This window comes from Sphingomonas sp., from assembly GCF_045810705.1.
Taxonomy (GTDB): Bacteria; Pseudomonadota; Alphaproteobacteria; order Sphingomonadales; family Sphingomonadaceae; genus Sphingomicrobium.
On sequence record NZ_JBJMVI010000010.1, the window covers coordinates 51,469 to 77,644 of the forward strand.

The following is a 26,176-nucleotide window of genomic DNA, read 5'->3' on the forward strand; positions in this document are numbered from 1 at the left end:
GCCCGCAACTCGTCGCTAGTCGCTACTAACAAAGGAGAAAGCAGGCGATGACCAAGCAGGAGCTCGTCGAACGGATGCAGCAAGGCCAGGCTTGGGTGGCCGGCAAGCGCGTCAAGATTGACTTCGGCGGGAGCGATGGTGTGGTCTTGCTCGACGGCGCCGCGCAGCAGGTGAGCGAAGAGGATGGCGCCGCGGACACGACCATCCGCGTCGGCTGGGACGACTGGCAGCAGATGGCGGCGGGTCAGCTCGACGGCATGACGGCGTTCATGATGGGCAAGCTCAAGGTCGACGGCGACATGTCGAACGCGATGCAGCTCCAGGGCGTGCTGGCGAAGCTGCGGAGCTGAGCTTGAGCGGCGGAGACCGCGATCTAGGCCGACTCCTCGCGGCGCTTGATCCGAGGCTTCATAGCGAGCGCTACAGTTTTTCGGGAACGTCTGAGTCAACGCTGGGTCCGGACGAGTTCGCCTTGGTCCGAGAGGATGATGGGCTTTGTGTCATCCACCCTGCTTCCGACGGTGAGTGGGCGCGGATCAGCCTTGGCGTGCATTCGAGCCTCAGCGCAGTCGGGCTTACCGCGGCTCTGTCGCAGCGGCTGGCCGAAGCTGGCATCAGCGCCAATATCGTCGCGGCCCTGCGCCACGATCATATCTTCGTGCCGTGGGACCTGAGGGAGGAAGCGTTGCAGCTATTGACAGGGCTCAGCGCAGCAACTCGTTGAACTCAAGCACGTTGCCGTCGGGGTCGCGGAGGAAACAGGTCAGACGGCGGCCCCAGTCGACCGGCCCTTCGGTAATCGCGACGCCCTCGGCGGCCGCCCAGCCGAGCAGCGGCTCAAGCGAATCCACCACGAATGCGGCGTGGGTGTAGCCGGGCCACTTGGTCGGCTCGTCGAGCAGGATGTTGTGCGCACCGTCGCGCGCGACGCCGTTAAAGATGAGATTGATGCGCGTGCCGTCGGCGGCAACCACCTCGGCGACCCGGTCATCGGTGAACTCGGGGTCGGGGCGGAAGCCGAGCCTCGCGTAGAAGCGGAGCGCGCGCTCGGCGTCGCTGACGCGGATACCGACATGGTCATAGCCTTGGATGCGCATCACGATCGGATGCCCGCCGCGGGCGGCTGGCTCCAGTCGGACATCTTCACTCAATCATTGAAGGAAACTCACAAATAGGCCAGTGATTGGCGATGGCCGTTCGACCGCCTTCGTTGCGCTCGATTGCCGCGTTCGAGGCGGCCGCGCGGCACGCCAGTTTCACTCGCGCCGCCGAAGAGCTCAACCTGACCCCGGGAGCGATCAGCCATGCGATCCGGGGACTAGAAGACCGTCTCGGCCAGCAGCTGTTTCTGCGCACAGGCCGCGCGGTCCGGCTGACGCCGGCCGGGCAGACGCTGGCGGCGCGGGTTCGGCTCAGCCTCGGGCTGCTGACAGATGCGTTCGCGACCGTCCCCTGGCGGGCTGCCGATCGGCTGGTCGTATCGACCACGCACTCGATCGCGCAGAAGATTCTCGCGCCGATCCTGGGTCAGGTGCAGGAATGCTGCGCCGGCGCCCGACTCGACCTGCGCTGCTCGGATTCGCTGTCGGACTTCGACGACGGGATCGACGTCGCCATCCGCTTCGGGCCGGGCGGTTGGCGAGGCCTGGAAAGCCGGCTGCTCGGAAGGGAAGTGCTTTTCCCGGTCGCAAGCCCCGATTACGGCACCAGCTTGCCGACCAAGCAGGCCGAACTCTCGGACCATTTGATGATCCACCATCCGGAGAGCGGCTGGCGGCTTTGGCTCGATCCTTCCGAACCCGATCCGACGCAGTCGGGGAATGCGATCTATGTCGACAGCGCGCTGATCGTGATCGAGGCCGCGGCGTCGGGAATTGGGATCGGCCTCGCGCGCGGCCGGCTCGCCGCCCCCGACCTGGCGAGTGGCAGGCTGGTGCGGATCCTCGAGCGCGCGACGCCGGCCGAATATGCATATTGGGCAGTGTGGAACGGCAGCTCGCCGAAGCTGCGTCTGATCTCGGCCTTTGTTGCGGGCGTGGCCAAGACGTACAAGAGTGAATTTCCCTCAACAGGCGGGTGAGGGTTACGTGCTGGTCTCAGCCACACGGGCGCGGCAATCCGGGCGCCATGCCAAATACGCTCAAGCTCTATTATTCGCCCGGTGCATGCTCGCTGGCCCCGCATATTGCCCTTGAGGAAGCCGACGCGGCGTTCGACGCGCTGCGTATCCCGATCGCCGAAGGCGGCCACCTCAAGCCCGAATATCTCGCGGTGAACCCGCACGCACGAATCCCGGCGCTGGGCACGGAGAGCGGCGTCATTACGGAGAATATCGCGGTCCTCAACTTCCTCGCCGACCGCTTTGGTTCCGCGGGCTCGGTGCCGCGCGGCGATCCTCACCCTGCAGCGCGCTGCAACGAGTTGCTCGGCTGGTTCAGCTCGAGCGTGCACATTGCCTTCGCACAGGTGTGGCGGGGTGGCCGCTTTACAGACGACGAGGCGCTTTGGCCTGGGCTCGAGAAGGGCGGCCGCAAGGTGCTCGAGCGGCAGTTCAACGAAATCGAGACGCTGTGCGTCGATGAATGGCTGGTCGCGGGCCAATTTACCGCAGCAGACTCGTACGCGCTGGTCTTCCTGCGCTGGGCGCGACGGATCGGGTTTGATATTGACCGCTACCCGCAGTGGGTCGCGCTCGTCGCGCGCGCGCTTCAACGGCCCGCGGTGGGCCGCGCACTGCATCGCGAGGGGCTGAATGCCGAGGAGTTTCAACCGCTTGTCGATAAGGGCTCGGAGCGAATTCTGGTCCGACGCTGACGCGTTCGCGCGCCCGCTCGCGGGCGGATAGGCGCTGGGCCTGACCGACGCAGCAAACGCCATTTCCGATCGCGACGCTTTGCTCGCGATGCTGTCGGTGACGCTCGACCGCTCAGCGTCCGAGCCATTGGTCCGTCAGATCTATCATCATGTTCGAGAGCTGATCCTGACCCGGCGGCTGCCGGCTGGGGCGCGGCTTCCCTCGACGCGCAAGCTCGCGCATGATCTCGAGGTTTCGCGCACCGTCGCGGTCGACGCTTTTGCACAGCTGTCCGCTGACGGCTTCCTGGATGCCGTGGTCGGTGCAGGCCATTTCGTTGCTGCCCTGCCATTGGCCGGTGACGCTCCGCCCGTGCCGGCGATAGCCACGGCAGTGAGCGACGACCAGGCGTCGATCTGGGAGCGAAGAGGGCGGCCGTTCGACCCGGCGTGGCAAAACGTGGAGCTATTTCCCTCGCAGTTGTGGGCACGGATGCTCGGGCGCGGTTGGCGGCGGCACCAGGCTGTCAACGTCGAGCGGCACTGGGGCGGGCTCCCCCCGCTGCGCGAGGCGGTCGCCGAGCATCTCCACGCGCTGCGCGGCACTCCGCTTCGCAGCGACCAGGTCCTGATCACCGCCGGGAATGCCGACATCCTGACCCTCATCGCGCGCTCCTTGCCGCGAGACGGGCAAGCGGCCGCGTGGGTTGAAGACCCTGGCCTCGGGAGTGCCCGGCAAGCTTTGCAGCGCGAGGGGCTGCACGTCGTCCCGGTGCCGGTCGACGACGAGGGTTTGGTGGTTTCCGCGGGCGAACGGCTCGCACCCAACGCGTCGATGGCGCTGATCACCCCGACCAGACAGTTCCCGCTGGGCATGCCAATGAGCCTGCCGCGGAGGCTTTCGCTTCTCTCCTGGTCGCGGCGCACGGGCGCTGTGCTCGTCGACGATGATTATGATGGCGAAATGCGATTTGCCGGCCGGCCGCTGCCGTCGCTCGCGAGCCTCGATCCCGACGCCACGGTCCTGACGCTCGGCAGCTTTTCGAAACTGACCTATTCCGGCCTGAGGCTTGGCTATGCCGCCGGGCCCGCCGACCTTATCGGCAAACTCATCGAAGCGCGCCGCGAAAGCTATGCGATGGTGCCGACCAATTCGCAGGCCGCGCTTGCCGAGTTCATCGGGACGGGCGGTTTTGCCCGCCATTTGCGCAAGCTTCGCACCGAATTGACGCGTCGACGGCGCACACTCCACCAACTGCTGACACGCGATGCCGGCGGCCTGCTCGAAATCCTGCCGCAGCAAGCGGGCATGCACTTGACCGTCCGACTGGCCGGGACGCTTGCCGGGCGCGCAACCGACACGGAGATCGCGGAGCGCGCGCGGACACGTGGCATGGTCCTGCTTCCGCTGTCCCAGCAATATGCAAGCGGACGAGGGGAGAACGGCTTCCTGCTCGGCTATGCCGGATGGAGCGACAGCCAACTCGAAGACGCGACACAAGCCCTCCTTGGCCTGCTCAGGGAGATCGCGCGAACCTGAATTGGTATGCTTAGTTGGTCATGAATTGGCTATTGGGTCATAGCCGTTCGACACTTAGCAGAAGCCAGGACCGGCGGGGGAAGCGCTGACCGGCCAGCTTGGAGGTTGCGCCAATGCTTGCGTTCCACATCCTTGTTCTCTTGTCGGCCGCGCAGACTGCGACGACGGGTGCAGCCGCGGCGGTTCAGACCCCCGATGCCGCCGCGGCATGCACCGATGCCAAATATCATCAGTTCGACTTCTGGGTCGGTCGCTGGGATGTTTACGGGCCCAAAGGCAGGCAGGTGGCGCACAGCTTGATAGAGAAGGTGTACGGCTGCGGCATCCGCGAAAATTGGATGCCGCTGAACAATCAAAACGGCGGCAGCCTCAGCATCTATGTCCCCGCCGAGAAGCGCTGGGAGCAGTTCTGGATCGACTCTTCGGGCTCGAGGGCGATCTTCACCGGCGGCTGGAACGGCTCGGCCATGGTCATCACCGGCAAATGGGGCGGCCCGCTGGTGAGAATGACCTACACCAAGAACGCCGACGGTTCGGTGCGCCAGTTCGGCCAGCAATCGACCGACGCCGGCAAGACCTGGGCGCCTTCGTTCGACTTCACCTATCGTCCCGCGAAGCCGGCCGATTGAGCCTCGCACTGGTCGCCGCCGCCGCGATCGCTGCACAGGGGACAGGCGGCGCAGCATCGCCGCCGTGCCGGGCGACCGAGGTGTCGCGCAACCTCGATTTCTGGATCGGCGACTGGGACGTCTACGTCGGATCGATGCTCGCGGGCCGCGACACGGTCGAACGCATTCTGGACGGATGCGCGGTCACCGAGCGCTGGAACGGCGGCGGCGGCGACGAGGGCATGAGCCTGTTCGCATACGATGCCCGCAAAGACCTCTGGACCCAGAACTGGGTCACCAACAACAGCGCGGTGCCCGGCGGGATCAAGGTGAAAGTGGTGCGTGCCCACGCACCGGCCAGCACGACTTTCCAGGGCGAGATCGAGGGCAAGAGCGGCGCAGTCTATTACGACCGTACAATCCTCACCGCACTGCCGGGCGGGCGGGTGCATCAGGAAATCCAGGTCTCGCGCGATGGGGTCGCGTGGCGTACCGGCTTCGACGCCATCTACGTACCGCACGGGCAGAAATTGTGACGGCGATCGTCACCGTCGTCTGACCGTCGGTCGAACTGCCGTTGCCAAATACGCTGCTGCATGCAGTTGGCCCGTCAGGTCGCAAAGGGGACTGGGCGTGCCTTCCATCTTGATCCTGCTCGCAGCCGTGGCCGCCCAGCCGCAACCCCACTCGCCTCTCCTCGACGCACGCGCGGCGGAGGCGATCGTCGCCGGTTGCGTTGCCCAGTCCGCGCCCAAGATGCAGAGCCACGCCATCGCGGTGGTCGATACGGGCGGGCACGTCGTCGCCGCGCTGCGCATGGACGGCAACGGCAGCGGTATCTTCGATTTCGCGCTCGCCAAGGCAGAGGCCGCAGCCGCGTGGGGATTCTCGACCGCTGAGATGGTTGAGGCGGCCAAAGGCACGCCCGGCTTTGCCAATGCGCCGCACGTGGTGACGGTGCCCGGCGGCGTTCCAGTGTACACCGCCGACGGCAAGGCGCGGATCGGTGCTGTCGGTGTGTCGGGCGAAGCGCCGGCCGACGACGCCGCCTGCGCCGAAGCCGGCGTGCGCGCGTCCGGACTTCGCATCACGCATTCTTGACCGGTTCGGCGGCGCTTCTATTGGCGGCGCATGCAGAAGATCTTTCCCAATGCGGAAGCCGCGCTTGAAGGGCTGCTGTTCGACGGCATGACCATCGCTGCCGGCGGGTTCGGCCTGTGCGGCATTCCCGAGCGGCTGATCGACGCGATCCAGGCGACCGGGGTCAAGGACCTCACCATCGCCTCGAACAACGCGGGGATCGATAACGAAGGTCTCGGCAAGCTGCTCAGGACGCGGCAGGTGAAGAAGATGATTTCGTCCTACGTCGGCGAGAACAAGGAGTTCGAGCGGCAATATCTCGCCGGCGAGCTCGAGGTCGAATTCTGCCCGCAGGGCACGCTCGCCGAGCGGATGCGCGCGGGTGGAGCAGGCATTCCCGGATTCTACACCAAGACGGGCGTCGGCACGCAGGTCGCCGAGGGCAAGGAAAAGAAGCAGTTCGATGGCGAGGAATATATCCTGGAGTTCGGCATCCGCGCCGACCTCAGCGTCATCAAGGGCTGGAAGGCGGACGAGATCGGCAACCTCATGTTCCGCAAGACCGCGCGCAACTTCAACTTGCCCGCAGCGACCTGCGGAAAGGTCTGCGTCGCCGAGGTCGAGGAGATCGTGCCGGTTGGTAATCTCGACCCCGACTGCATCCATTTGCCCTCGATCTACGTCAATCGCCTGATCCTCGGCTCGCCCTACGACAAGAAGATCGAATTCAAGACCGTGCGCGAGCGGGAAACGGCATAGTGCCGAAGCTCGTCACGGTTCAGATGCTGCAGAAGATGACGCCGAAGCAGCGCATGACCATCTATGAACATGCCCGAGAGACGAATTCGTCGGAAGCGGATGACATTATTGAAAAGCTGTTTCAGCACAAACTTCTGGACAGCGCAGGTGGGGGTCTGACCAGGGACTCCGGCATCGTTCAGCGGGTGGAAAAGATTTGCCGATCGTCCGATGGTGTTCGGGCTGCCGAAGCGGCGGCTGACCGAGGTGAAGCACCGATGGCAGGTGTCGATCAAATCTTGCAGCGTGAAGTCCGGGAATACGGACATTTTGATACAACCAGCTGGGCCGGCAGCTTCGTAGCTCAAGAAATGGAAGCGCGAGGTTGGATCCGGTCGGGGCGGAAGTCACTGCCCGAAAATTGCGTGGCGCGAACGGCAGCGTTTTTCGTCCGGAAGAAGGCGGCGTAATGGCCCAGCCTTGGTCTCATTATCAAAAGACTGTGATCGAAACCTTCAGGAGCTCGCGCAAAGGTGATGCTAACTACATTCATGCTCGGCCAATTGAAGAGCAACCGTTCCCGACATGGATGGAGATTGAGTGTTCGCGAGCGATGCGGATAGGCCACCCAGTAGGAACCCGATTTCGAATATCTGCCAAAGAGACCGATCGCGAGGGTGGAAAGCCATTCCTCTACACTCACTTTAGCTGGCCTTATGAGGTGGTTGAATAATGCCGTGGGACCGGAACCAGATGGCGGCGCGGGCGGCGAAGGAGCTGGAGGACGGCTATTATGTCAATCTCGGGATCGGCATTCCGACTTTGGTCGCCAATAATATTCCCACCGGCATGACGGTGACGTTGCAGAGCGAGAACGGGATGCTCGGCATCGGGCCGTTCCCGTACGAGGACGAGGTCGATCCCGACCTGATCAACGCCGGGAAGCAGACCATTAGTGAGCTTCCGCAGTCGAGCTATTTCGACAGCGCGCAGAGCTTCGCAATGATCCGCGGCGGGCATATCGACCTGGCCGTGCTCGGGGGCATGGAGGTCAGCGAGAACGGGGACCTCGCCAACTGGATGGTGCCGGGCAAGATGATCAAGGGCATGGGCGGGGCCATGGATCTCGTCGCCGGGGTCAAGAAGATCATCGTCGTCATGGAGCATGTGTCGAGGGACGGCAGTTCCAAGTTCATCCCCGAATGCACGCTTCCGCTGACCGGCCGAAACGTCGTCGACATGATCATCACTGACCTCGCCGTGTTCCAGCGGCCCGACCACGCCAGCGCGTTCAAGCTGATTGAGTTGGCGCCAGAGGTGACCCGCGAAGAAGTGCGCGGGAAGACGACCGCAAGCTACGTCGACTAAGCGCATAATGAAGGCGCTGCTCTCTCATCAGCCGGGCGGACCAGAGAGCCTTCGGCTCGAGGATGTTCCTGTGCCGTCGCCCGGTCCTGGCGAGCTATTGGTGCGGGTGCGTGCATGCGCGATCAACTTTCCCGACGTCCTGATCATCGAGGACAAGTATCAGCTGAAACCGCCGCGGCCGTTCGCCCCGGGCGGTGAGATCGCGGGCGAAGTGCTGGCCGCGGGCCAGGGCGCTGCGGGCTGGTCAGTCGGCGATCGGCTGATCGCCGCGCTCGGCTTCGGCGGGCTTGCCGAGCAGGTGATCGTCCCCGCGGACCGCGCCATCCCGCTCCCGGCCGAGCGCAGCTTCGAACAGGGCTCGGCATTGCTGATGACGTATGCAACCGTGATCCACGCATTGGTCGACCGGGGGAAGCTCCAGGCCGGGCAAACGCTGCTTGTCCTGGGCGCTGCCGGTGGCGTTGGCATCGCTGCGGTCGAGACCGGCAAGGCGCTCGGCGCCAAAGTCATTGCAGCGGTTTCATCCGAGGAGAAGGCCGCAGCCGCGCGGGAGGCGGGCGCCGACGTAACGCTCATCTACCCGACAGGCGAGGTCGAGCCGAAGGCGCTGTCGCAGCTGTTCAAGGACGCGGTCGGTGCCGCCGGCGCCGACGTCATCCTCGACCCGGTCGGGGGGATATATACCGAGGCTGCGCTGCGCAGCATTGCCTGGGAGGGTCGCTTCCTGGTGGTCGGCTTCCCCGCAGGGATCGCGAAACTCCCGCTCAACCTCACATTGCTCAAGAACTGCGACGTCTGCGGCGTGTTCTGGGGCGCCTTTGCCGCGCGCGATCCGAAAGCGAACGCCGCGCATGTCGCGCAGCTGTTCCGCTGGTGGTCGGAGGGCCGGATCAGCCCAAGGGTCAGCGCGACGTATCCGCTCGAGCGCGCGGCCGACGCGATCGCCGCGATCCGCGATCGCAAGGCGGTTGGAAAGCTCGTGGTGACGCTTTGAGGCTCGCCGAATGGCGCGCAAGCACTACCGCGCGCGCAGTCTTCTGGGCCGCGGCATGCTTTTCCTTTGTCATGGCGATCCTTCCCCATCCGCCCGAACTGCCGGGTCATCCCAATGACAAGCTGGAGCATATCGTCGCCTTCGCGACGCTGGCCCTGCTCGGAAGCTTTGCCTATCCGCGCGCTTTATTCGTCCGGCTCCTGGTAGGCCTGTCGTTGTTCGGTGCGTTGATCGAAGTCGTTCAGGCCATTCCCGCCCTCCATCGCGACAGCGACCCGCTCGACTGGCTCGCAGATACTGCCGCGGTCGTGGTCGTGTTGCTGATCGTCCGCTGGCGACGCGCGCGCGACTAGCGTTGCCTAGCAGCACCCGTCACCCTATCTGGAGCCGCGACCGCACATGGGGAACGCATGACACAGTTCGACGACCGCGAGCGCGCTTTCGAAGCCAAATTCGCGCGCGACGAGGAGATGCAGTTCCGCATTACCGCCCGCCGCAACCGGCTGCTCGGCGAATGGGCCGCCCGGCAGATGGGGCTGACCGAGGCCGAGGCCGAATCCTACGCGAAGGACGTGGTCCGATCCGATTTCGAGGAAGCGGGCGAGCATGATGTAATCCGCAAGGTTCTGGGCGACCTCACCGCCGCGGGGGTGGACTGCGACGAGGAGAAGGTCCGCGACGCGCTCCGCAACAAGGAGATCGTCGCGCGGCGCCAGATCATCGAGGCGAGCAACCAGTAATGCCGATGCCCGCGAGCGAAATCGAGCGGCTGATCAGGGCGTCGATCCCCGACGCCGAGGTTGCGATCCGCGATCTTGCCGGCGATGGCGACCATTACGCAGCGCGTGTCGTCAGCCGCAGCTTTGCCGGGATGAGCCGCATCAAGCAGCATCAGGCCGTCTATGCCGCGCTCGGGGGACGGGTCGGGGGAGAGCTTCACGCACTGCAGCTCGAAACCGCGGTGCCGCAACCGGAGAAATCACAATGAGTGACGCCCAAGGGGATGGAAAATCCCGCATCGCCGACATCGTCCACAAGAACGACGTCGTGCTCTTCATGAAGGGGACGGCCCTGTTCCCGCAGTGCGGCTTTTCCAGCCGCGCGATTTCCATCCTCGACCATCTCGGCGCGACGTACGAGACAGTTGACGTCCTCCAGGACCCAGAGGTCCGACAGGGGATCAAGGAATATTCGGATTGGCCGACCATCCCGCAGCTCTACGTGAAGGGCGAGTTCGTCGGCGGGTCGGATATCATGATGGAGATGTTCGAAAGCGGCGAGCTGCAGCAGCTGATCGGCGCCGAAGCCTGAATGAAGAAGGGGCGGTGCAGCTGGACCAGAGAACCGCTGCACCGCCCCTTCGTGGCGTGGAACCAAGTGGACGCGGTTATAGTAGCAACGGGCGTGCCAATCTGAAGGAATGGCTGATTTCTGCCATTTCCGATCCAAGACAATGAAGGGCAGACAGGCGTTGCGTAAAATTTCCCGACACAATTCGACCAGGATTACCGCCGTTGGCACCTCGCCCCTGCTGCCGTGTTGGGCGGCACCGTGACTCGCCACGGCCTCAATCTCGCTCGCCCCAGCGGCCCACGGCTGTTCTGCGACCTGACCCAAAGCTGGTCCGACGTGGGCGGCGGCGTCCGCACGTACCTGCTCCATAAGCGGCGCCATATCCTCGAATCTACACCGCACGGCCATCTCGCCATCATCCCAGGCGCGCAGGACAGCGTGCGTGAGGAGGAACGGGCGATTACGGTGACGATTGCGTCGCCTCATGTGCCGGGGAGCCCGCATTATCGGCTGTTGCTGCGCAGCGGCGCGGTACGGCGCGCGCTCGAGCGGTTCCGGCCGGACCTCATCGAATGCCAGGACGCCTATAATCTGCCTTGGGCCGCGCTCGCCCATCGGCGCCGCTACCCGGACACGGCCCTGATTGCCGCCTACATGACCGACTTCCCGACGGTCTACGTCGAGCGTCCCCTGTCGCGCTTCCTGACCAAGCCGGTAGCCGGCCTGCTCGGCCGCATCTGCTATGCCTATTGCGGCACGCTGTACCGCCGGTTCGACTCCGTCTTCGCGCTCAGCGAGAATGGCGGCGCGGCCAAGTTGCGCGGCCTCGGGATCGATCCGGTCGAAGTGGTGCCGCTCGGCGTGGAAGTGGGTGAATTCGGGCCGGCCTGCCGCGATCCGCGGCTTCGCGCCAAGCTCGGCCTCGCCGACGGCCAACCTTTGCTCATCTATGTCGGGCGCCTCGATGGCGAGAAGAAGCCGGACGTGGTGGTCGACGCATTTCGCAGGCTTCCGCGAGAGCTTGGCGCCAAGCTGGCGCTGCTCGGCGAGGGGCCGCTCAGGCCGGAAATCGAGGCGCTCGGCGACGACCGCATCATCATGCCCGGCTATGTCAGGAACCGCTCCGACCTCGCCCGCTGGCTGGCCAGCGCCGACATCTATGTCTCGGCCATGGCCGACGAGACGTTCGGCATCTCGATCATCGAGGCACAGGCGTCAGGGCTGCCGGTGGTCGGGGTTGCCGCAGGCGCCATGCTCGATCGGGTGACCGATGCCATGGGCCGCCTTGGCCCGGTCGGGGACGCCGGGGCGATGGAGGAGAACATCCTCTCGGTCTGGCGAAGCGACCACGATTCGATGCGTGAGGCTGCGCGGGCGCATGCGCTGCAGTTCAGCTGGGACAGTAGCATGGAAGCGCTGTTTGGCCACGTCTACCCGACCGCATTCGAGCGCCAGCGCGAGCGTCAACTCGGGTTGAGCGCCGCGGCGGCGCTGGCCGCCTGACAGTTCAACGCGCATTCAGCGGCGGGGCGGACAATGACCGATATGCGCTGGGCAGCCTTGATTGCGCTAACGCTGACGTTGGTCACGCCGCTCGCCGCCGCGCCGCCCAAAGCCGCGTCGAAATCGGACGCCCTGCCGAAGCTTATCCAAAGCTGCGATGCCCATAAGTTCGAGACGGTGGTCGACGCCGTTGTCAATGGCCAACCGCACAAGTCGAAGGTCAAGCTATGCGGCGTCGAGGGGCAAAGCGACACTGACTGGATCGGGACCTTGCGCGACGCCATCCGCAAGCTCGAAGCCAATAAGGATATGGCATCCGCGACCCGCGAGCAGATCGTGGCGGCAATCAAGGGTGAGATCGCGCGCCTGAGCATCGTCGGCCCGTCGGTTCCGGCGAAGCGCGAGAGCCGGGCGGAGGCAGCCCCGTCATTGTCGCGCGATTATGCAACCCTGCCGCCGCTGCCGCCGCCGCCTGAGACCGGCACGCTCGCCGAGGCGACCGGCGCGGCAGGTCCCGCGGTGGGCATAGTGCGACAGGATCCGGCTGGTGTGACCGCGGTCCCCTCATACGCTGCAAATGTGCCGACCTCGGCAGCGGCTCCGGTCCCGGCCCCACTCGTTGCGCCGCGACTGGCGATCGACTGCGAGAGCCCGGGCGATCTCGCGGGTTCAGGACCATGCGCGGGGTTTGAGAGCGAGACGGTCGTCACGATCCGACCGGGCGAGGACATTCCCACCGGAACCACGCTGCAATTCGTCCGCAACGGCGAGGCGAAAGGCGACATCGCGCTCGACGGGCTGCGCAAGGGCCGCGCCCTTCGCAGCAACTTGCCGCGCGACGTGTGTTCCGGATTCGGCGCGGGCCGACTGGAGCTGAGGATCGTCCGTGCCGCCGATGCCCGGGTGCTGCAATCGGAAGGACCCTACGCCCTGCGCTGCTAGCCAAGCCCTGCGGCGGCGTGGCACAGGCTGAAGTCATGGATGCGCCTTACGCGAAGCTGGAGCATTTGGAGCCGGGGATCGCGCGGGTCCTGGCGCATAATCCGTCGGCGTTCACCTATTTTGGCACCCAGACCTACTTGATCGGGACAAACGAAGTTGCGGTCGTCGATCCCGGCCCAGACCTGCCCGAGCATCTCGACGCGCTGGAGAAGGCGGTGGCGGCGCGACCCGTGGTTGCCATCATGTGCACCCATACTCACCGCGACCATAGTCCTGCCGCGCGGCCGCTCGGGGAGCGCACCGGCGCCCCGATCATCGGCTGTGCGGCGCTGGCGCTGGAGACCGTCGGCCCGCGCGCCGACGCCTCGTTCGACGGCGATTATCATCCTGACCGCGTTCTCGCGGACGGTGAATCGATCGATGTGGACGGCGAGCCGGTCACGGCCGTGGCAACGCCGGGACACACGTCGAACCATCTCTGCTTCGCCCGGCGGGGCGCCTTGATCACCGGCGACCATGTGATGGGTTGGTCGACGACGGTCGTCGTTCCGCCCGACGGCGACATGGCCGAATATATGCGCAGCCTCGACAAGCTCCGGCGGCGCGACGACCGCATCTATTATCCGGCGCATGGGCCGGCGGTGACTAACCCCCAGCAATATGTGCGTCATTTGGTCGGCCATCGGATGCAACGCGAACGGCAGATCCTTAAGCTGGTGAGCGAGCAGCCGCGGCCAATCGCGGACATCGTCGCCAACGCCTATCCGGGTCTCGATCCGCGCCTGACGGTCGCGGCCGGCGGATCGGTGTTCGCGCACCTGCTGGACCTTGAGCGCCGCGGGCTCGTTCAGAGCCAGGGAGACGAATGGAAAGCCGCCTGAACAAGCCGTTGGTATTGTTGATGGTCATCGTCGCGCTGCTGCTCGGCGTGATTGTCGGCACGACGACCGGCATCGCCGACCGGCTTTTCGGCGGGCCCAATCCGAAGACGATCGCCAGCGCGAGCCTTGAATCCGTGAGGGCGCAAAACCGGCTGATCGCGTTCGTGGCGCGCTACGTGTCGGTCACCACAACCGAGGAGAGCCGCTTTGGCCTGTCGACCAAGCGGACGCTGATCCTGCCCGGCGACGTCCGCTACGAGCTCGACCTGTCCAGGCTGGGGGCGGGCGACGTGACGTGGGACAAGGCGACGAGCACGCTCCGCGTCCAGCTACCCGAAATCGAGATCGCGGGCCCCGACGTCGACCTCGCCGCGGCGCAGGAATATGGCCAGGGCGGAATTCTCTCCGCGCTGACCAACGCCAACCAGCAGCTCGATTCCGTGAACCGCGCGAAGGCCGTCGCCGACCTGAGGAAACAGGCCCAGGGCGCGATGCAGATGCGGCTCGCGCACCAGGCCGCGCGAGCGGCGATCGAGCGCAGCTTCGCGATGCCGCTCGTCGCCGCCGGCTACAAGGACGTGAAGGTGGTGGCGCGCTTCCCGACCGAGGGGAGCGACGACGCTTCCTATCTCGACCTTTCGACCCCATATGATCAGGCGATCCAGGAAGCCGAACGCCGCCGCGCGGCACAAGGGCAGAAATGACGGTTCAATCGACCACGCTGAAGGGCCTCGACCTGCTCGCCGAGATCGACCGCCTGAAGCGGGCACGCAACGCGGTCATCCTCGCCCACTATTATCAGAAACCCGAAATCCAGGACCTGGCGGACTTTGTCGGGGACAGCCTCGATCTTTCACGCAAAGCTGCCGAGACCGACGCCGAGGTGATCGCCTTTTGCGGCGTTCGCTTCATGGCCGAGACGGCCAAGATCCTGTCACCGGAAAAGATCGTGGTCCTGCCGGACATGGATGCCGGCTGCAGCCTCGAGGATAGCTGCCCGCCCGATCAGTTCGCAGCCTTCCGCAAGGCGCATCCGGATCATATCGCGTTGACCTACATCAACTGCTCGGCGGCGGTGAAAGCTCTGTCGGACATCATCGTCACGAGCAGCAGCGCGAAGGTCATCCTCGACCAGATCCCGACTGACCAGAAGATCATCTTTGGGCCCGACCGCCATCTCGGCGGCTATCTCGCGCGCAAGACCGGGCGCGAGATGCTGCTGTGGCCCGGCATCTGCATCGTCCACCAGGCGTTCAGCGAAACCGAACTGCTGAAACTCAAGGCCGAGCATCCCGACGCGCCGGTCGCGGCCCACCCCGAATGCCCGCCGCACATCATCGACCATGCCGACCACGTCGGCTCGACCAGGTCGATCCTCGATTTCGCGCTGATGTCGCCAGCGACGACGATACTCGTCGCGACCGAGCCGCACATCATCCACCAGATGGAGAAAGCCGCGCCGGACAGGACCTTCATCGGCGTCCCCGGCGGCGACGGCAATTGCAACTGCAACATGTGCCCGTACATGGCGCTCAACACGCTCGAGAAGCTGTACGTCGCCCTGCGCGACCTCGAGCCGCGGATCGAGCTCTCGACGGAGGTCATGGCGCGGGCCAGGGTGCCGCTCGAGAGGATGCTCGAGATGGCCGGGCGCACTGTGGGGCAGGGCGACGTCGGCGCGCCCCTGCTCGACCATCCCGAGGACATCGACCCGGCGATCAGCGGCGATTGAGGTCAGGCCCGCGTTAAGCGTCTATTTCCATTCCCGATTTACGATGAGGCGAGTGGCCGCTGCGGTATGCGCGGATGGGCGTTCAGTCGCGGTTGGCCGATGGCGCAGTAGTTTGCGTGTGGGGTTCGGGGAGGGATTTCTTGCGATTTTGGACCGGGCTTGGGCTGCTCGCAGCGGCTGGCGCATCGTCGCCGGCCGCCGCTCAGGCGTCGTTCGCGGCTCAATTCCCGGCGCGCATCCTCGCAGCGCATAATACCGAACGGGCGCGCGCGGGCGTGCCGCCGGTGGTGTGGGATGATGCGCTCGGCACGGCGGCGGCAGGCTATGCATCGCAAATGGCGATGACGGGGCGGTTTGCGCATTCCGACCGTTCCCTCCGCCCCGGCACCGGCGAGAATCTGTGGATGGGGACCCACGGCGCGTTCAGCGTCGAGGCGATGGTGGGCGGCTGGGCGTCCGAGAAGCGCTTCTTCGTTCCGGGCACCTTTCCCGGCGTCAGCCGCACCGGCAATTGGGAAGACGTCGGCCATTACACGCAAATGATCTGGCCGACGACGCAGCGCGTGGGCTGCGCGCTCGCGTCGACCGGACGCGTCGACTATCTCGTTTGCCGCTACGCTTATAAGGGCAACGTCGACGGCCGCCCGGTGGGATTTGCCGCGCGCTGACGGAACAGCAGTCCGCCCGGGCGGTTTATAGGCGAGTTCAGGGCGGCGGGGCACCTCTCGCCTGCAACGCTCCGGCGTTACCGCATTGCGTTTGGAAACTTGCGTAGCGACGCTCGTTGTACCAGCGAAATAGAGGAACGAGACATGCGAACCATATCGAGAATCATCACAGCAGCGGCGCTTGCCGCCACCACCGCAACGGCGATTTCGGTTCCAGCGGAGGCCCGGCACCGGCGGCATCATTATTACGGCAGCACGTACTACGGCCACAGGGTTTGCCGCTATTCGAGCGGCACTACCGGCCTCGTCGCCGGCGGAGTCGGCGGTGCGGTCGTCGGAAGCAAGGTGCTCGGCGGGCCGGTCGGCGCCGTCGCGGGCGCTGTCGGCGGCGCATTCGCCGGCCGGGCGATCGACCGCGCCTCGACCGCGCCTCGGCGCTGTTACTACACGCGCTGACGCCTGACGCGGGCGCTCGATGCCCGCCTACGCCCGGCGACGGAAAATGGTGGGACCGCGGGAGCGCACGAAAGCGCTCGCCGCGGTCACACTTGTCCAGCTTGGTCTCGGACTGGTGTTGCTGCGCGGCTTCCGCGTGGATCTGGTTCGGCCCGCCGACCTCGTCCAACGGCTTGTCGACGTGACGCTGGCCAAACCGCCGCCGCCGCCCGAGCCCGTGAAGCCAAAACCCCAACACCACCAGGCGGCGACCCCCAAGGCTGAGCCGGCCAAGCCGGGGGGGACACCCGGTCCGCGGGCAGCAATTGCGCCGCCGTCCATCACGCCGGTCGTCGCGGTCAAGCCGTCAGCGGCACCATCCGGCGGAGGGACTGGGACGGGGCCGGCGCTTGGCGCAGGCGCAGGCGGAGGCACCGGCGGCAATGGCTATGGCGATGACGAGGGCGGGAGCGACCTCGAGCAGATCGCCGGGGAGATCACCTCCCGCGACTACCCGCGCGAGTTGCGCGAGGCCGGGATCGGCGGCCGAGTCCAGTTCACCTTCACCGTCGAACCCAATGGCCGCGTCGGCCGCTGCATCGTCACCAGGTCAAGCGGGGTTCCGCAGCTCGACGCGCTGACCTGCCGCCTGGTCCAGCAGCGGTTCGTCTATCGGCCGAGCACCGATCGCTATGGTCGACCGATCGAAGACGAAGTCGACGGCGAGCATGATTGGGTGGCACGCAGCCGCTAGCCGCGCTTGGTGATCTGGCCTTCCACGGTCGCCGTCGCCGCATGATGCTTGTCGAGATGGCGCTTGATCATCTTCAAGTTGCGGGAGTTGGAGCGGAAGAAGAAGTCGGGGATTGCCCCGACCCACGGGATCAGGCCGAGCAACCAATCGAACCCAACATTGCCCGCCATCCTGGCGATCTGCCATCGCGACATGCCGAGGTTTCGCGCCTCCCACACGATATAGGCGCCGAGCGCGGCCGCCACGATGTCGCCGGCGACCGGGATCAGGTCGAGGATCACGTCCAGACCAACGGTCTGTTTCGTGCCCGGAATCACGAACATTCGTTCGAGCAGTTTCTCCAGCGCCTCGACGCGCTGGCGGACCGAGGCCGGGTCCGCACCGAGCCGCGGAAATGGCAGCCGCTCGTCGCCTGGAATCGCCATCTACTGATTGCCTGGTTGTTCTTGCAGGTCGGTGAGCGTGTGACGCGCGTAACGGTTCCCGGCGAAGCCCTGGACTCGGGCCGAGACGAGCGACCAGCGCACCGGCGCGGCGATGGGGATGAATAGCTGCTCATTGTCGATCCGCGCGGCGGCCTGGCTGAGCAATGCGTAACGCTGCGCCGGGACTGGTGTCTCCCGCGCAGCTTCCATCAGAAGATCCGCCTGTGGATCGCAAATGCGCGCCACGCCGCAGCGGAATCGGCGCACGAACCAGGACGAGGAGGAGGAGGGAGCAACTTCGTCAATCAGCGCGAAGTCGGCCGCCGCCGCCGATGGCGCGCGCTCGACCGTCAGTCCAATCGCGCCCCAGTCGTGCTGCAACTGCCGGAGGAGCAGATCCGCGCCGGCCCCTTGCGGGAGTGCGACCGCGATCACCGGTTTGTTTTTCCCGATCAGGCGATCCGCATCGGCGCGGAGTGCAGGCAGCCGGTCGGTGACCGGAGTGTTGAACCAGGTAGGGCTTATCGGTGCGGGCGTGCCGTCGAGGCCTGGTTCAAGCAAGCTCGGCCGCGGAGCGAGCCCGGGAACCTGGAGGGCGTCGACGAACGCACTGCGATCGAATGCCTGCGCGAGCAGCCGGCGAATTTCGGGATTGTCGAGCTTCCCCCCGGCCTGGACCGGTACCAGCCCGAACAGGCCCGATGCGGGGTCGAAGCGCAGCGGATCGCGGCCAAGCCGGAACCGGCTTGTAAGCGGCAGGTCGGCGAATGTGCCGCCGAGGACGAGATCGCTCTTGCCCCGGGCAAAATCGCCGATCGCATCTTTTGCTGACGCTGCGGAAAGCAGCACGTCTTCCCGCTGGTTGATCTCGTCATCGCCCGCGGCGAGTTCGCGGCTGAGGTGGACTTCGCCACCGGGTCCGCCGGTCCAGACTGGCGAAAACGGGCCGGTCCCGTCCTGGCCGCGGAGGATTGCGAATTCCGGCTGCGCGAGCAGAGCAAGGAGGTTAGGGCGGGGCGCGAGCAGGCGGATCTCGATCACCCTGTCGGTCATCGCCACGACGTCATCGACAGCGCCGAGCGAGTCCTTGAGCGGGTTGCGGCTGCGCTCGGCTAGCTGGCGCTTGATCAGCCGCGCGACTTGCTGAGCGGTGATCTTGGTCCCGTCGTGCCAATTCTTCGACGCGATCCGAAAGATGTAGCTGAGGCCATCGTCGCTGACGTTCCAGCGCTCGGCCAGACCACCGACGATGTTCCCTGCGGCATCGAAGCGAACAAGGCCCTGCGCGACATTCTCCAGCAGTTCGGCGTCGGGAGGCGACAGCGGTCCCGCTATGGGGTCGCGCAGCTTGAGTTCGTCGCCGATCACGACAGCCCTCAACATTCCCTGCGGCTGCCGCCGGCAGGCGGCCGGAGTGAGCATCAGCGCTGGGATGAGGAAAAGTGCGAGGAGGCGCCGCATGCCCGCGGCTTTACGCGCAACGATCGGTTCAGCAAGCATCTGGATATCTCGTTCCGACTGTATTACTGAACTAAGGCAGCTAAAGCGAGTCCGCGAGTGATATGAGGGTAGCGGAGAGGGATACGGTCTGGACTCGCGACGGCTTGCCGGTGGAGGAGCTGCCGGATCCGTTCGCGCCCGGGACACCGGCGCCAGCGGAGGAGCAGGAACGGCCCCGGCACCACCGCCGCTGGCCCCTTATCCTCTACTCGGTCTCCGCGCTGCTCGTCGTGACACTCCTGTGGCTCGTGATCACGGCGCCGTTGTCGCGCGCGCTCGAGCCGTTGCAGGATCCCGCGCTTCTGCTGGAGAGCGACGACGGTCGTCCGATTGCGCTGCGTGGCGCGATCAAGGAAGCGCCAGTCGATGTCACCAGGCTCAACCCGCTGACTTCCGCGGCATTCGTCGCCATCGAGGACCGGCGTTTTTATCGCCACTGGGGAATCGACCCTCGCGGCATGGCGCGCGCGTTCGTCGCCGACATGCGCGGCGGCGGTGTCCGGCAGGGGGGCAGCACAATCACCCAGCAGCTCGCTAAGACTAACTTCCTTTCCGGCGACCGGACCATCAAGCGCAAGGCGCAGGAAGTGATCATCGCCTTTTGGCTCGAGGCCTGGCTGAGCAAGCAGGAAATTCTCTCGCGCTATCTATCGAGCGTCTATTTCGGCGACGGGGTCTATGGCCTGCGCGCGGCCGCGCACCATTACTTTCATCGCGATCCGGAAAGGTTGAACCTGGCGCAATCGGCGATGCTCGCGGGGATGGTGCAGGCACCATCGCGGCTCGCCCCCACTCAGCATCTCGCCGCCGCTCAAAAACGCAGCCAGCTCGTGCTTCAGGCAATGTCGGATACTGGTGCGATCAGCCAACGGCGCCTCCAGGCCATCTCGCTCGCCCGGCCGGTCGCGCAGGAAGCCAAGCTTCCCGCCGGCACGTATTTCGCGGATTGGGTCGCACCGTCGGCCGCCAAGGCCTTCGAGTCCGATTTCGGCCGGGTTCAGGTCCGGACGACCTTAGACCGCGGACTGCAGCGCCTCGCCGAGCGCTCGGTCGCTCACGCGACCATCGGCGATGCCCAAACGGCGCTGGTCGCGATGCGCCCCGACGGCCGGGTAGTCGCGATGGTCGGCGGCAAAGCCTATGCCGACTCGCCGTTCAACCGCGTGACGCAAGCGCGGCGCCAGCCGGGCTCGGCGTTCAAATTATTCGTCTATCTTGCAGCACTTCGTGCCGGCTGGACTCCCGACAGCATGATCGAAGATTCGCCGGTCACGATCGGAGGCTGGACCCCGGTCAATAGCGACCGGGTTTACCGCGGCCGAATCACGCTTCGCGAAGCCTTCGCGCGGTCGAGCAACGCGGCCACCGTCCGCCTGTCCCAACAGGTCGGCCGCTCCAATGTGATCCGCGCCGCGCGTGACCTCGGCATCACAACGCCGCTGCCCGACAAGCCAAGCCTCGCCCTTGGCAGTGCGGGCGTCAGCCTGCTCGAGCTGACCTCCGCTTACGCCGCGATCGCCGGCGGGCATTATCCGATCACTGCGCGCGGCCTTCCCGACGAGCAGCCCATCGGTGGCTTGGCGGCATTTTTCCGCTCCGCAGGGACGCTCGACCGCCAGCGCGATTGGGCGCCGATGCTCGACCTGCTTTATGCCGCCGCGAACAACGGTACCGGGCGGCGCGCGGCGCTCCCCGTGCCGACCTTCGGAAAGACCGGCACAAGCCAGGAAAATCGCGACGCGCTCTTCGTCGGCTTCGCCGGTGACCTTGTCGTCGGCGTATGGGTCGGCCGCGACGACAATAGGTCCCTAGGCAAGGTGAGCGGCGGTACCGTGCCGGCAGAGATCTGGCACAACTTCATGATGTCGGCCCTGGCCATCGACCGCGAGCGCGGGCCGCCCTTGCCGACGCAGTTCGGCCGCCGGGCGCCTGATCGAAGCTCCGAGCTAAAGAGCCCGCTGCCGCCCGAATGGAGCGATGCCACCAAGCCGCTGCAAACGCTCGCCAGGCAGCTGGAGCGGCTGGCTGGGCGGCCCTGACGAAGGATACTTAACCAAAGTTCATAGCGAGCCTGCGCATTTTAACGATTTCTAAACCGCTGCGAGCGAGATTCCGGTGATTCTCCGCACATGTCGTGTGGAGATGGCGTGGCGATTTTAAAGCCCATTGGGAGACCGGAGATGGCGAAGTTCTTGAAGCTGTTTAAGAATGAAAAGGGTGCGACCGCGATTGAGTACGGCCTGATTGCCGCGCTCATCGCCGTTGCGGCGATTGGCGCGATGCAGGGCATCGGCAACCGCCTGAACACGACGTTCAACAACGTGTCGAATAACCTGCCGAGCACGTAAGCACTGCGAGGTGAGTGAGAAGAGGCGGCGGTGCCGGATGGCGCCGCCGCTTTTTCATGAGCCGATCATTTGCGGCACATCGCGGCCGCTGTATTGTTTGGCCCGGCAAATGAAACAATTTTTGGCGGCGGCCGCGCTTGCGGCAATTCCCTTGTCGGCGACCGCCGAGCGGCGGGCTGTCGTCCACGATCCCGTCGTCCTCAACATCGGCGTCACATGCCAGTGGCAGCCGCGCTGCATCGCGCAGCAGCGGCGCGCAATGACCGGCGCGCTCGGCTTCGTTGCCAGGAGCAGGCCGTCGCTTTGGCGACTTCAGCTCTGCAATCGCAACGCCAGCCGCGGAGGCGACCGCTTCGACTGGGTCGGTTTCGACCACTGCATCCGCAATGCCGATCTAAGACAACCGGCTACCCCGACGAAGAAGCGGAGGCAGTGACTGGTCAGATTTTGCCGCGGCGGAGGCGGCCCTGCGGAGAATTGGTGGAGCCGAGGGGGATCGAACCCCTGACCTTCGCAATGCCATTGCGACGCTCTCCCAGCTGAGCTACGGCCCCACGTCCTCGATGCCTTAAGCGAACTTTCTCGCGCGGGAAAAGCGGAAAATCATCGCCGCTTTGGCAAAATCAGCTCCCTAGACTTCGTCGTCCTCGCCAGCCGTCTCGACGCCGAGATCGTCGTCGCCAGTTTCGAGGTCTACCTCTTCGTCGGCGCTGACCTCCGCATCTTCATCGATCGCAAGGTCGTCGGCGGCGAGTTCATTGTCGGCGGCCGGCTCCTTTACCGGCGCCGCGGCCGGTTCGAATGCCATCGGCTGCTTCGATTTCAGCACCGGCTCGGCGATGAAGTCGGTTCCGCAATTGATGCAGTGGACCGGATCTTCGCTTCCGAGATCGTAAAAGCGGGTCGAGCACTTGGGGCAAGTGCGCTTGGTGCCCCATTCGGGTTTCACCATGAGGGTCATGACTCCAGTAATCTGTGTTTGCGCGGGGGATGTGCCCGGCGTTCGGCGGCGCGCCTTGCCATAGGCATATGCCCCTGTCAAAGCGCCGGCCTTGGCTGACGATACTGCATCCAACGACGACGACGACGACGACAGCCGCACGCCGGCAGGTGCCCTAGTGATTGCAGTGGATGGGCCCGCGGCCAGCGGTAAGGGGACCATTGCCCAGGCGCTCGCCGCACATTTCGGACTACCCCACATGGATACCGGCTTGCTCTACCGCGCCGTCGCCCTCAACCTGTGGCGCTGGGGCGGCGACCCCGCCAGCGAGTTCGAAGCGCTGCGTGCTTCGGACATGCTCAGCATCGATCCGGTGGACGACGAATTGAGGAGCGAGCCGGTGTCGCGCATTGCGTCGTCGATCTCGGCATATCCCTCGGTTCGGACGGCCCTGCTCGATCGGCAGCGGCAGTTCGCCGGCCAACCCGGTGGGGCCGTTCTCGACGGCCGCGACATCGGCACGGTCATCGCGCCAGATGCCACGGCGAAGCTGTTTGTGACGGCTTCGGCAGAGGTGCGCGCGCAGCGCCGCGTGCGCGAGCTCCTGGAGCGCGGCATGCCGGCGCATTACGACGACGTGCTGGCCGACATTCGGGCGCGCGACGAGCGTGACACGGCGCGTGAGGTCGCGCCGCTCAAGCCGGCGTCCGACGCGATCATTTTCGACACCAGCAATCTCGACCGCGATGCCGCCATCGCGGAGGCGATCCGGCTGGTCGACGGGCGGCTCGCCCACAGTCACTCCTGAACGGTTGCACGCGTAGGACTATCTTCATTTCTGCCTGCCACAAGGTGACGGCTACACCGAGTGGAAAGAGTCGTGACCAGAGTGCGCAGCAAGACCGTTCGCTTGGCGAGCAGCCACATTATCACGACCTGCGCGACCGCGGCTGCGATCCTGTTGTTCGTGGCTTTGGGAAGCCAGGTCGTCCCCGCCGCACTCGGCGCAGCGCCGGTTCGCGACGCTGGCAACACGCTCAGCGTGGCCTTCCTGCTCAACATCGCGATCATCCTGTTTGGCTGGCGGCGTTCCAAGGATTTAAAGGAAGCGCTCGACGCTTATGATGCCGCCGCGCGGCTGGCCGATCGCAACGCCAACACCGATCCCATGACCGGGCTCGCAAACCGCCGCGAGCTGGTGCGCGCTCTCGACGACGCACTCGAGGTTCGGACGGGCGTGTTCCTTGTCCTCGACCTCGATCACTTCAAGCGCGTCAACGATCTTTATGGCCACCTCGCCGGAGACAAGGTGCTGCGCCTGGTTGCGGAAGCCGCGCAGAAGGCCGCGCCGCCAGGCGCCTGCTGCGCACGCACGGGAGGCGACGAGTTCGCGGTTCTGCTTCCCGCTGCCGATGGCGCTGCGGCGGAGGCAGTTGCCCAAGCGATCCTCGATAGCCTGTCGGTCCCGGCGGTGATCGAAGGTGCACAGATCCAGGTGACGGCGTCGATTGGCCTCGCGGGTCTCTCCGGCTGCGTCGACGACGAGGCCGCGCTTCGGCAAAGCGATGTGGCGCTCTATGCCGCCAAGCGCGCCGGCCGCAACGGTTTTGCCTGGTTCGACGAGGAGTTGCAGCGCGAGATCAGCGACCGGCTGAAGCTCGAGGAGGAAATCCGCAACGGTATCAAGGCCGGCGAGTTCGTGCCGTTCTTCCAGCCGTTGGTGGACCTCAACAGCCGCGAGATCATCGGCTTTGAAGCACTTGCCCGCTGGCGCTCGCCAGGCGGTGTCCTGCTCGAGGCGGATTGCTTTATCGAAGCGGCCGAACGCACCGGGCTTGTCGGCCCGCTTACGCTCACGGTGATGGAGCAGGCGCTAAAAGAGGCGAAGAGCTGGCCGGGTCATCTCAAGCTTGCGGTGAACGTTTCCCCGGTACAATTCCGCGACCCGACACTTGCCGAGCAGATCCTGAAGCTGCTTGCAGAGACAGGCTTTCCGGCGAGCCGACTGGAGATCGAGATTACCGAAGGCGCGCTCCTCGAGGACCGCGACCAGGTCCTGACCATCATTCGCAGTCTCAAGAACGTCGGCATCAGCATTTCTCTCGACGATTTCGGCACCGGCTATGCGTCGCTCGCCCAGGTCAATCGCCTGCCACTCGACCGCATCAAGATCGACAAGAGCTTCATCACCACAATCGTGAAGAGCGAGCAGACCGCCGCGATCGTCAACACCATCGCCGGCCTTGGCCACAATCTCGACGTTCCCATCACCGCCGAGGGTGTCGAGTCCGAGCAGATCCGTTCCGCGCTCGCCAATTTGGGCTGCTCGGAGGCGCAGGGCTGGCTTTTCGGGCGCGCGATCTCTGGCGACGCCGTGCGGAGCTTCCTCGCGTTGCGCGGTGGCGACGGGCCTGCTGACGCCGCCGCGCCCCAACCGTCGAAGCGGGCCAACCGCCGCTGGTAAGAGCAGAACGCCGTTGCGAGGCGCCGTGCCGCCTGCGACAACCGATCATGACCTCTTTCTTGACAGTCCGGCCGGCGATAGCGGCCGATTGCGCCCCCCTCGGCCGTCTCGGCGCGCTGCTCGTTGCCGAACATCACCAATTCGATTCCAGGCGCTTCATCGCCCCGGTTCCGGATCTCGCACAGAGGTACGGTACGCTTCTCATCGCGCAATCAGAGCGAGCGGATATGACCGTCCTGGTTGCCGAACGGAAACGCGAGGTTGTGGGCTATGCCTTCGCTGGAATGGAGGGCAACGATTATATGGCGCTCCGCGGGCCGGCAGGCGTTGTGTACGATCTCGTGGTCGATCCGGACCATCGTCGCCAGGGCATCGGCTGTGTCTTGCTTGCCGCGGCGCTCGATGCGGTTGCCGGTCTTGGGGCGCCGCGTGCGGTGCTGTTCACGGCGGACATGAACCATGTTGCCCAGGCGCTGTTCGACAAGGCGGGCTTTCGCCGGACGATGATCGAGATGACGCTAGAGCTCGGCGGAGCCTCGCGGCCCCGTTAGCTGTTATTGTCAGACGGAGGCTGGCCGGAGGTCGGCGCGAGGTAGGTCACCAAATCCCATTCGGCGTGGATGCTGACGAGAAGAAGGGCCATCAGGCTGGCTGCGACGGCGACGGTGCCCCACGGCTTCGCCGAAAGCAGGCCGAACGCTGCGATCCCAAGCCCCGCATAAACGATCGCGGGAGCGACCCCATACCAAAACATGTCAAACCTTGCGGCATCGGGCGCGCCGGGGCGGCGAGCAATTCCGACCGCGCTGCGCGCTCCCCAGCCAAGCCCGAGCACGGCAAGGCCCCCGCTCATGAGGCCGAAGATCCGCGCGGACATGCCGGGCACCGCCGCAATCCCGCTGAGCGTCAGGATGACCGCCAGGTGCCAAACAATCGGCGAAGTATAAAGATGTTTGCCGTATTCTACTTCCGCGCGATCCCGGCCCGCCGTGAGAGTTACCACAACGAACATCAGTCCGATGAGCGCGCCGGCCGAGGATCCGACCATCAGGTAGTAATTTTCCCAGCCCTCGAACATGCCTGCGGATATAGCCGCGTTCGACGCGACTGTCGTCACCACCAGGAGGCATCGCGTGAGACGAGCTAGGGCTTGCGCCGCACTGCCCACAC

The 26,176-nt window shown here is 65.4% G+C and carries 35 protein-coding genes and 1 tRNA gene; 30 read left to right on the top strand and 6 right to left on the bottom strand.

Translation table 11 applies throughout. The features are described from left to right. The first annotated feature begins 47 nt into the window (after positions 1–47). Complete coding sequence (locus tag ACJ8FR_RS04895; protein WP_407827500.1) at positions 48–350, top strand: SCP2 sterol-binding domain-containing protein; 303 nt, start codon at positions 48–50, stop codon at positions 348–350. A gap of 2 nt (positions 351–352) precedes the next feature. Further along, positions 353–724, top strand: a complete 372-nt coding sequence (locus tag ACJ8FR_RS04900) for an ACT domain-containing protein (protein WP_407827501.1) — start codon at positions 353–355, stop codon at positions 722–724. Here ACJ8FR_RS04900 and ACJ8FR_RS04905 read toward each other — a convergent pair. Further along, positions 705–1,097, bottom strand: coding sequence for a VOC family protein (locus ACJ8FR_RS04905; RefSeq protein WP_407827502.1), 393 nt, complete (start codon positions 1,095–1,097; stop codon positions 705–707). The two genes, ACJ8FR_RS04900 and ACJ8FR_RS04905, sit on opposite strands and share 20 nt — an antisense overlap. Positions 1,098–1,189: 92 nt before the next feature. On the opposite strand from ACJ8FR_RS04905, the gene ACJ8FR_RS04910 reads away from it, so the two are divergent. The 22 genes from ACJ8FR_RS04910 (at position 1,190) to ACJ8FR_RS05015 (ending at position 17,329) form a co-directional block, all read left to right on the top strand. Continuing rightward, positions 1,190–2,080 carry a LysR substrate-binding domain-containing protein gene (locus ACJ8FR_RS04910; RefSeq protein ID WP_407827503.1) on the top strand — a complete coding sequence of 297 codons (891 nt, stop codon included), beginning with the start codon at positions 1,190–1,192 and terminating at the stop codon, positions 2,078–2,080. 47 nt (positions 2,081–2,127) lie between these two features. Further along, a complete protein-coding gene (locus ACJ8FR_RS04915) occupies positions 2,128–2,814 on the top strand; it encodes a glutathione S-transferase family protein (protein ID WP_407827504.1) in 687 nt (228 codons plus the stop codon). An 88-nt stretch (positions 2,815–2,902) separates the two neighbouring features. Continuing rightward, entirely contained in the window at positions 2,903–4,333 is a 1,431-nt protein-coding gene (locus ACJ8FR_RS04920; protein WP_407827505.1) for a PLP-dependent aminotransferase family protein, read from the top strand. Positions 4,334–4,446: 113 nt separating this feature from the next. After that, positions 4,447–4,962: a hypothetical protein gene (locus ACJ8FR_RS04925; RefSeq protein ID WP_407827506.1), complete on the top strand. Its 516-nt coding sequence runs from the start codon at positions 4,447–4,449 to the stop codon at positions 4,960–4,962. After that, on the top strand, positions 4,959–5,477 hold the full coding sequence (locus tag ACJ8FR_RS04930; protein WP_407827507.1) for a hypothetical protein: 519 nt from the start codon (positions 4,959–4,961) through the stop codon (positions 5,475–5,477). Before ACJ8FR_RS04925 ends, ACJ8FR_RS04930 begins: the two co-directional genes overlap by 4 nt. A 97-nt stretch (positions 5,478–5,574) precedes the next feature. Next, on the top strand, positions 5,575–6,042 hold the full coding sequence (locus ACJ8FR_RS04935; protein WP_407827508.1) for a heme-binding protein: 468 nt from the start codon (positions 5,575–5,577) through the stop codon (positions 6,040–6,042). 30 nt (positions 6,043–6,072) lie between these two features. Next, positions 6,073–6,780 carry a CoA transferase subunit A gene (locus ACJ8FR_RS04940; protein ID WP_407827509.1) on the top strand — a complete coding sequence of 236 codons (708 nt, stop codon included), beginning with the start codon at positions 6,073–6,075 and terminating at the stop codon, positions 6,778–6,780. After that, entirely contained in the window at positions 6,780–7,229 is a 450-nt protein-coding gene (locus ACJ8FR_RS04945; protein WP_407827510.1) for a hypothetical protein, read from the top strand. Before ACJ8FR_RS04940 ends, ACJ8FR_RS04945 begins: the two co-directional genes overlap by 1 nt. Before the next feature lie 262 nt (positions 7,230–7,491). After that, complete coding sequence (locus tag ACJ8FR_RS04950) at positions 7,492–8,127, top strand: CoA transferase subunit B (protein ID WP_407827511.1); 636 nt, start codon at positions 7,492–7,494, stop codon at positions 8,125–8,127. A gap of 7 nt (positions 8,128–8,134) precedes the next feature. Continuing rightward, positions 8,135–9,121: an NADPH:quinone oxidoreductase family protein gene (locus ACJ8FR_RS04955; protein ID WP_407827512.1), complete on the top strand. Its 987-nt coding sequence runs from the start codon at positions 8,135–8,137 to the stop codon at positions 9,119–9,121. A gap of 71 nt (positions 9,122–9,192) precedes the next feature. Next, the gene (locus ACJ8FR_RS04960) at positions 9,193–9,474 is read left to right on the top strand and encodes a hypothetical protein (protein WP_407827513.1); all 282 of its coding nucleotides are present in this window, start codon (positions 9,193–9,195) and stop codon (positions 9,472–9,474) included. 57 nt (positions 9,475–9,531) lie between these two features. Next, a complete protein-coding gene (locus tag ACJ8FR_RS04965; protein ID WP_407827514.1) occupies positions 9,532–9,861 on the top strand; it encodes a DUF1476 domain-containing protein in 330 nt (109 codons plus the stop codon). Beyond that, positions 9,861–10,109, top strand: coding sequence for a BolA family protein (locus tag ACJ8FR_RS04970; RefSeq protein WP_407827515.1), 249 nt, complete (start codon positions 9,861–9,863; stop codon positions 10,107–10,109). The genes ACJ8FR_RS04965 and ACJ8FR_RS04970 overlap by 1 nt, the downstream gene beginning before the upstream one ends. Beyond that, the gene (grxD, locus tag ACJ8FR_RS04975; protein WP_407827516.1) at positions 10,106–10,432 is read left to right on the top strand and encodes a Grx4 family monothiol glutaredoxin; all 327 of its coding nucleotides are present in this window, start codon (positions 10,106–10,108) and stop codon (positions 10,430–10,432) included. The genes ACJ8FR_RS04970 and grxD overlap by 4 nt, the downstream gene beginning before the upstream one ends. Before the next feature lie 240 nt (positions 10,433–10,672). Next, the gene (locus ACJ8FR_RS04980; protein WP_407827517.1) at positions 10,673–11,917 is read left to right on the top strand and encodes a glycosyltransferase; all 1,245 of its coding nucleotides are present in this window, start codon (positions 10,673–10,675) and stop codon (positions 11,915–11,917) included. Between the two features lie 33 nt (positions 11,918–11,950). Next, positions 11,951–12,859 (top strand): hypothetical protein, encoded by a 909-nt coding sequence (locus ACJ8FR_RS04985; protein ID WP_407827518.1) that lies wholly within the window; start codon positions 11,951–11,953, stop codon positions 12,857–12,859. 35 nt (positions 12,860–12,894) lie between these two features. After that, complete coding sequence (locus tag ACJ8FR_RS04990) at positions 12,895–13,740, top strand: MBL fold metallo-hydrolase (RefSeq protein WP_407827519.1); 846 nt, start codon at positions 12,895–12,897, stop codon at positions 13,738–13,740. After that, positions 13,725–14,444 carry a DUF4230 domain-containing protein gene (locus ACJ8FR_RS04995; RefSeq protein ID WP_407827520.1) on the top strand — a complete coding sequence of 240 codons (720 nt, stop codon included), beginning with the start codon at positions 13,725–13,727 and terminating at the stop codon, positions 14,442–14,444. The genes ACJ8FR_RS04990 and ACJ8FR_RS04995 overlap by 16 nt, the downstream gene beginning before the upstream one ends. Beyond that, positions 14,441–15,472 (top strand): quinolinate synthase NadA, encoded by a 1,032-nt coding sequence (gene nadA / locus ACJ8FR_RS05000; protein WP_407827521.1) that lies wholly within the window; start codon positions 14,441–14,443, stop codon positions 15,470–15,472. The genes ACJ8FR_RS04995 and nadA overlap by 4 nt, the downstream gene beginning before the upstream one ends. A gap of 140 nt (positions 15,473–15,612) precedes the next feature. Beyond that, positions 15,613–16,140, top strand: coding sequence for a CAP domain-containing protein (locus ACJ8FR_RS05005; RefSeq protein ID WP_407827522.1), 528 nt, complete (start codon positions 15,613–15,615; stop codon positions 16,138–16,140). A gap of 144 nt (positions 16,141–16,284) precedes the next feature. After that, the gene (locus tag ACJ8FR_RS05010) at positions 16,285–16,596 is read left to right on the top strand and encodes a hypothetical protein (RefSeq protein WP_407827523.1); all 312 of its coding nucleotides are present in this window, start codon (positions 16,285–16,287) and stop codon (positions 16,594–16,596) included. Between the two features lie 46 nt (positions 16,597–16,642). After that, complete coding sequence (locus ACJ8FR_RS05015; protein ID WP_407827524.1) at positions 16,643–17,329, top strand: TonB family protein; 687 nt, start codon at positions 16,643–16,645, stop codon at positions 17,327–17,329. Here ACJ8FR_RS05015 and ACJ8FR_RS05020 read toward each other — a convergent pair. Beyond that, complete coding sequence (locus tag ACJ8FR_RS05020; protein WP_407827525.1) at positions 17,326–17,754, bottom strand: DUF4112 domain-containing protein; 429 nt, start codon at positions 17,752–17,754, stop codon at positions 17,326–17,328. The two genes, ACJ8FR_RS05015 and ACJ8FR_RS05020, sit on opposite strands and share 4 nt — an antisense overlap. Beyond that, entirely contained in the window at positions 17,755–19,215 is a 1,461-nt protein-coding gene (locus ACJ8FR_RS05025; RefSeq protein ID WP_407827526.1) for an ABC transporter substrate-binding protein, read from the bottom strand. 101 nt (positions 19,216–19,316) lie between these two features. On the opposite strand from ACJ8FR_RS05025, the gene ACJ8FR_RS05030 reads away from it, so the two are divergent. The 3 genes from ACJ8FR_RS05030 to ACJ8FR_RS05040 all read left to right on the top strand — a co-directional run bounded on the left by ACJ8FR_RS05030 (position 19,317) and on the right by ACJ8FR_RS05040 (position 22,038). Beyond that, the gene (locus ACJ8FR_RS05030) at positions 19,317–21,293 is read left to right on the top strand and encodes a transglycosylase domain-containing protein (protein WP_407827527.1); all 1,977 of its coding nucleotides are present in this window, start codon (positions 19,317–19,319) and stop codon (positions 21,291–21,293) included. A gap of 141 nt (positions 21,294–21,434) precedes the next feature. Continuing rightward, positions 21,435–21,602, top strand: a complete 168-nt coding sequence (locus ACJ8FR_RS05035) for a Flp family type IVb pilin (protein ID WP_407827528.1) — start codon at positions 21,435–21,437, stop codon at positions 21,600–21,602. A 109-nt stretch (positions 21,603–21,711) separates the two neighbouring features. Next, positions 21,712–22,038 (top strand): hypothetical protein, encoded by a 327-nt coding sequence (locus ACJ8FR_RS05040; protein WP_407827529.1) that lies wholly within the window; start codon positions 21,712–21,714, stop codon positions 22,036–22,038. Positions 22,039–22,080: 42 nt separating this feature from the next. On the opposite strand, the gene ACJ8FR_RS05045 is transcribed toward ACJ8FR_RS05040, so the two are convergent. After that, positions 22,081–22,156, bottom strand: a tRNA-Ala gene (locus ACJ8FR_RS05045). A gap of 77 nt (positions 22,157–22,233) precedes the next feature. Beyond that, positions 22,234–22,554, bottom strand: coding sequence for a TIGR02300 family protein (locus ACJ8FR_RS05050; protein WP_407827588.1), 321 nt, complete (start codon positions 22,552–22,554; stop codon positions 22,234–22,236). 166 nt (positions 22,555–22,720) lie between these two features. Here ACJ8FR_RS05050 and cmk point away from each other — a divergent pair, with 166 nt between their 5' ends. The 3 genes from cmk (at position 22,721) to ACJ8FR_RS05065 (ending at position 25,557) form a co-directional block, all read left to right on the top strand. Next, entirely contained in the window at positions 22,721–23,350 is a 630-nt protein-coding gene (cmk, locus tag ACJ8FR_RS05055) for a (d)CMP kinase (protein ID WP_407827589.1), read from the top strand. Between the two features lie 72 nt (positions 23,351–23,422). Beyond that, complete coding sequence (locus ACJ8FR_RS05060) at positions 23,423–25,006, top strand: putative bifunctional diguanylate cyclase/phosphodiesterase (RefSeq protein ID WP_407827530.1); 1,584 nt, start codon at positions 23,423–23,425, stop codon at positions 25,004–25,006. Positions 25,007–25,053: 47 nt separating this feature from the next. After that, positions 25,054–25,557 carry an N-acetyltransferase family protein gene (locus tag ACJ8FR_RS05065; RefSeq protein ID WP_407827531.1) on the top strand — a complete coding sequence of 168 codons (504 nt, stop codon included), beginning with the start codon at positions 25,054–25,056 and terminating at the stop codon, positions 25,555–25,557. On the opposite strand, the gene ACJ8FR_RS05070 is transcribed toward ACJ8FR_RS05065, so the two are convergent. Further along, complete coding sequence (locus ACJ8FR_RS05070) at positions 25,554–26,123, bottom strand: hypothetical protein (RefSeq protein WP_407827532.1); 570 nt, start codon at positions 26,121–26,123, stop codon at positions 25,554–25,556. The two genes, ACJ8FR_RS05065 and ACJ8FR_RS05070, sit on opposite strands and share 4 nt — an antisense overlap. Positions 26,124–26,176 lie beyond the last annotated feature (53 nt).

Coding starts and splice junctions, on each gene's coding strand:
- ACJ8FR_RS04895 (WP_407827500.1), top strand. CDS start 48: ATGACCAAGCAGGAGCTCGTCGAACGGATGCAGCAAGGCCAGGCTTGG.
- ACJ8FR_RS04905 (WP_407827502.1), bottom strand. CDS start 1,097: ATGCGCATCCAAGGCTATGACCATGTCGGTATCCGCGTCAGCGACGCC.
- ACJ8FR_RS04910 (WP_407827503.1), top strand. CDS start 1,190: ATGGCCGTTCGACCGCCTTCGTTGCGCTCGATTGCCGCGTTCGAGGCG.
- ACJ8FR_RS04915 (WP_407827504.1), top strand. CDS start 2,128: ATGCCAAATACGCTCAAGCTCTATTATTCGCCCGGTGCATGCTCGCTG.
- ACJ8FR_RS04920 (WP_407827505.1), top strand. CDS start 2,903: ATGCTGTCGGTGACGCTCGACCGCTCAGCGTCCGAGCCATTGGTCCGT.
- ACJ8FR_RS04925 (WP_407827506.1), top strand. CDS start 4,447: ATGCTTGCGTTCCACATCCTTGTTCTCTTGTCGGCCGCGCAGACTGCG.
- ACJ8FR_RS04940 (WP_407827509.1), top strand. CDS start 6,073: ATGCAGAAGATCTTTCCCAATGCGGAAGCCGCGCTTGAAGGGCTGCTG.
- ACJ8FR_RS04950 (WP_407827511.1), top strand. CDS start 7,492: ATGCCGTGGGACCGGAACCAGATGGCGGCGCGGGCGGCGAAGGAGCTG.
- ACJ8FR_RS04955 (WP_407827512.1), top strand. CDS start 8,135: ATGAAGGCGCTGCTCTCTCATCAGCCGGGCGGACCAGAGAGCCTTCGG.
- ACJ8FR_RS04960 (WP_407827513.1), top strand. CDS start 9,193: ATGGCGATCCTTCCCCATCCGCCCGAACTGCCGGGTCATCCCAATGAC.
- ACJ8FR_RS04965 (WP_407827514.1), top strand. CDS start 9,532: ATGACACAGTTCGACGACCGCGAGCGCGCTTTCGAAGCCAAATTCGCG.
- ACJ8FR_RS04970 (WP_407827515.1), top strand. CDS start 9,861: ATGCCGATGCCCGCGAGCGAAATCGAGCGGCTGATCAGGGCGTCGATC.
- grxD (WP_407827516.1), top strand. CDS start 10,106: ATGAGTGACGCCCAAGGGGATGGAAAATCCCGCATCGCCGACATCGTC.
- ACJ8FR_RS04985 (WP_407827518.1), top strand. CDS start 11,951: ATGACCGATATGCGCTGGGCAGCCTTGATTGCGCTAACGCTGACGTTG.
- ACJ8FR_RS04990 (WP_407827519.1), top strand. CDS start 12,895: ATGGATGCGCCTTACGCGAAGCTGGAGCATTTGGAGCCGGGGATCGCG.
- ACJ8FR_RS04995 (WP_407827520.1), top strand. CDS start 13,725: ATGGAAAGCCGCCTGAACAAGCCGTTGGTATTGTTGATGGTCATCGTC.
- nadA (WP_407827521.1), top strand. CDS start 14,441: ATGACGGTTCAATCGACCACGCTGAAGGGCCTCGACCTGCTCGCCGAG.
- ACJ8FR_RS05010 (WP_407827523.1), top strand. CDS start 16,285: ATGCGAACCATATCGAGAATCATCACAGCAGCGGCGCTTGCCGCCACC.
- ACJ8FR_RS05015 (WP_407827524.1), top strand. CDS start 16,643: ATGGTGGGACCGCGGGAGCGCACGAAAGCGCTCGCCGCGGTCACACTT.
- ACJ8FR_RS05020 (WP_407827525.1), bottom strand. CDS start 17,754: ATGGCGATTCCAGGCGACGAGCGGCTGCCATTTCCGCGGCTCGGTGCG.
- ACJ8FR_RS05025 (WP_407827526.1), bottom strand. CDS start 19,215: ATGCGGCGCCTCCTCGCACTTTTCCTCATCCCAGCGCTGATGCTCACT.
- ACJ8FR_RS05030 (WP_407827527.1), top strand. CDS start 19,317: ATGAGGGTAGCGGAGAGGGATACGGTCTGGACTCGCGACGGCTTGCCG.
- ACJ8FR_RS05035 (WP_407827528.1), top strand. CDS start 21,435: ATGGCGAAGTTCTTGAAGCTGTTTAAGAATGAAAAGGGTGCGACCGCG.
- ACJ8FR_RS05040 (WP_407827529.1), top strand. CDS start 21,712: ATGAAACAATTTTTGGCGGCGGCCGCGCTTGCGGCAATTCCCTTGTCG.
- ACJ8FR_RS05050 (WP_407827588.1), bottom strand. CDS start 22,554: ATGGTGAAACCCGAATGGGGCACCAAGCGCACTTGCCCCAAGTGCTCG.
- ACJ8FR_RS05065 (WP_407827531.1), top strand. CDS start 25,054: ATGACCTCTTTCTTGACAGTCCGGCCGGCGATAGCGGCCGATTGCGCC.